General features: G+C 78.8%; 1 protein-coding gene. It reads right to left on the minus strand.

Features of this window, described 5'->3' with window-relative positions; all coding sequences use genetic code 11:
• Window positions 1-35 precede the first annotated feature (35 nt).
• A partial coding sequence (locus AR3_RS29085) for an aminotransferase-like domain-containing protein (protein WP_067918829.1) occupies window positions 36-1,048 on the minus strand: 1,013 nt, incomplete at its 5' end.

Below are 1,048 nucleotides of genomic sequence, written 5' to 3' on the forward strand. Positions count from 1 at the left end.
GGGCTGCGACGACGTGCCGGCGCCCGCCGCGTCCGCTACGCCCCCGCCGCCGGACGCGCCGTCGCCGGACGCCGTCTCACCAGCTCCCGAACCAGCGCGCATGCGGTCCTGAGCTCGGCCGTGGACGCCGCCGCGCCGTAGCCGATCACCAGCCCGGACACCCTGGCCGGCCCCGCGTGGTGGCGGGCGAGGGTGTCCACCAGGACCCCCTCGCGGGCCGCCTCGTCCGCCACCCGCGCCGCCTCCCGCTCCGGCAGCTCCACCACCAGGTGCAGCCCGGCGGTGTCGCCGCGCAGCCGCAGCCCGTCCAGGGCCTCGGCGACCGCCGCGCGGCGGCGCGCGTACTCGGCGCGCATCCGCCGCACGTGCCGGTCCAGGTCGCCGCGCTCCAGCAGCAGGCGCATCGCCTCCTGCGGGACGACGGCGGTGCGGTCGTTCAGCCGGTCGCGTCGCGCGGCGATCTCCTCGACCAGCTCGGGCCGCGCCACCAGCCAGCCGACCCCCACGTCCGCGGTGAGGATCTTGGTGGTGGTGCCCAGGTAGACGACGACGTCGGGGTCCAGCCCGTACAGGGCGGGCAGCGGCGCCACGTCGTAGCGGAACTCGCCGTCGTAGTCGTCCTCGGCGACGAGGGCGCCCGTCCGCCGCGCCCAGGCCAGCAGCGCCTGCCGCCGCGGCACCGGCAGCACCCCGCCCAGCGGGTACTGGTGCGACGGCGTCGTGTAGACCAGGCGCAGGTCGTCGGGGAGGCCGTCGACGACCAGCCCGTGCTCGTCGACCGGGCAGGGCACCAGCTCGGCCCCGCGCGCCGCCAGCACCTCGCGCGCCCTGCCGTACCCGGGCTCCTCCACGCCGACCCGGTCCCCGGGGCGAAGGACCGTGGCGGCCAGCAGGTCCAGCCCGTTCGTGGCGCCCCGCGTCACCAGCACGCGGCTCGGCGGGCAGAGGACGCCCCTGCTGCGGCGGATGTAGTCGGCCAGCGCGGCGCGCAGCCCCGGCAGGCCCCGCGGGTCGGGACGCGTCGCGGGCGGCACGCCGGCGGCCAGCC

The sequence above is a fragment of the Actinomadura rubrobrunea NBRC 15275 genome (assembly GCF_001552235.1).
GTDB lineage: Bacteria > Actinomycetota > Actinomycetes > Streptosporangiales > Streptosporangiaceae > Spirillospora > Spirillospora viridilutea.